Below are 1,555 nucleotides of genomic sequence, written 5' to 3'. Positions count from 1 at the left end.
ACCGGAAATTCATGGAGAGCGGACTGTATCTCCAATGCGGTATCCAACTCCTAATCTATTGATCTAACAAAAAATCCAAACGACACTGCAATATAATAACAGTTTCGTTTGGACTTTCTTATAGCTAAAACACTGTTGTCTCAGCCTCTTTCTTACATATCAAGTGATTCTTGTTCTTCTTCCGGAAGTTTCTTATCTGCATCCAGATTGTAGTGCTCACGTACTTGCAGCTGAATCGTCGTAGCTATTTCCGGATTTTCTTTCATAAACTGCTTCGCATTCTCACGGCCTTGTCCTAAGCGCTCATCGTTATAAGAATACCAAGCTCCGCTTTTCTGAACAATGTCCAAGTCACTGGCAATATCGATAAGTTCTCCTTCGCGGGAAATCCCTTCTCCGTACATAATATCAACTTCCGCTTGCTTAAACGGAGGGGCAACCTTGTTTTTCACTACTTTGATTCTAGTTTTGTTACCGACCATATCATTACCTTGCTTGAGCGTCTCTGCACGGCGCACTTCTAGGCGGACAGAAGAATAGAATTTAAGCGCACGGCCGCCTGGTGTTGTTTCAGGGTTACCGAACATAACACCGACTTTCTCACGAATCTGGTTGATAAAGATGGCAGTTGTTTTTGATTTGTTGATGGCACCAGACAATTTACGCAAAGCCTGGGACATAAGACGTGCTTGAAGACCGACGTGGGAATCGCCCATCTCCCCTTCAATTTCTGCTTTTGGTACAAGGGCAGCTACAGAGTCAACAACAACAATATCAACTGCACCGCTTCGTACGAGTGCTTCTGCAATCTCTAGTGCTTGTTCCCCGGTATCCGGCTGGGAAAGCAGAAGTTCGTCAATGTTAACACCTAGTTTCTGTGCATAAACAGGATCAAGCGCATGCTCTGCATCAATGAAAGCCGCTTGTCCGCCGTTACGCTGTGCTTCTGCAATTGCGTGCAGTGCAACAGTCGTTTTACCAGAGGATTCCGGACCGTAGATCTCAACAACACGGCCTTTTGGATAGCCGCCGACACCAAGGGCGATGTCGAGAGCAAGGGAGCCGCTGGATACGGTAGAGACCTTCTGTTCTGCTCTTTCTCCGAGTTTCATGATGGAACCTTTACCGAACTGCTTCTCTATTTGTCTCAAAGCCATATCAAGGGCTTGTTTACGTTCACTCAAATGTATTTCCTCCTTTGGATTATCTATATCTATTCTAACTTGTTTAATGAGATATAACAAGCAAAAAGCGAATAAATGTTCCCTTTTTTTCATTCACCCGAACATGTCGAAAAGAATGTTTTGTTAAAAGGAAAAAGAACATTTATCCGCTGTTGTATTTGACAAATTAAGATTTTAAGAATTCGATGCTTTCAGATGATGGAAGAGCAGTTCAAAACCTTTCTTCACTGCCATAGCTCGTACACCTTGCCGCGAGCTTCGAATAGATAGCTCTGTTGTTTTGGTTACTTTTCCTTTTTCATGCAAGCTGATGAAGACAGTGCCGGGCTCCTTGCCTTCCGATGCATCAGGGCCGGCTGCTCCGGTAAAGC

Annotated in this window: 2 protein-coding genes; both read right to left on the bottom strand. The window is 44.2% G+C overall.

Features of this window, described 5'->3' with window-relative positions; translation table 11 throughout:
• Positions 1-152: 152 nt before the first annotated feature.
• Entirely contained in the window at positions 153-1,184 is a 1,032-nt protein-coding gene (gene recA, locus B1K52_RS00350; protein ID WP_077303953.1) for a recombinase RecA, read from the bottom strand.
• A 174-nt stretch (positions 1,185-1,358) separates the two neighbouring features.
• A partial coding sequence (locus tag B1K52_RS00345; protein WP_179106408.1) for a CinA family protein occupies positions 1,359-1,555 on the bottom strand: 197 nt, incomplete at its 5' end.

Origin of the sequence: Terribacillus halophilus (assembly GCF_900162685.1) — a bacterium.
Lineage (GTDB): Bacteria > Bacillota > Bacilli > Bacillales > Amphibacillaceae > Terribacillus > Terribacillus halophilus_A.
Note: the sequence above shows the minus strand (reverse complement) of the source record. Positions and strands in the feature narration are given on the sequence as shown.